Consider the following 257-nt stretch of genomic DNA (forward strand, 5'->3'; position numbering starts at 1 on the left):
AGGATATCATTATCCTTGCCACCCCACAGCATATCATTGCCATCGCCGCCATCCAGGGAGTCATCCCCCTGGTTGCCGTAGAGGAAGTCACCATCTGCGTTACCGCAAACGATATCATTCCCTAAATCCCCGAACAACTCATCAGTACCGGTGCCTCCTTTCACCGTATCGTCATCTTTACCGCCATGCAGCACATCATCGCCATCGCCGCCGTCAACCCAGTCGGTGCCTTGGTTGCCATTGGCGAAGTCATTGCC

Annotated in this window: 1 pseudogene; it reads right to left on the bottom strand. The window is 54.5% G+C overall.

The features are described 5' to 3' along the window. Positions 1 to 257: pseudogene (locus tag LKK83_RS32000) on the bottom strand (calcium-binding protein); the annotation flags it as partial.

The organism is Phormidium sp. CCY1219 (assembly GCF_035615515.1).
Classification (GTDB): Bacteria; Cyanobacteriota; Cyanobacteriia; order Cyanobacteriales; family Laspinemataceae; genus CCY1219.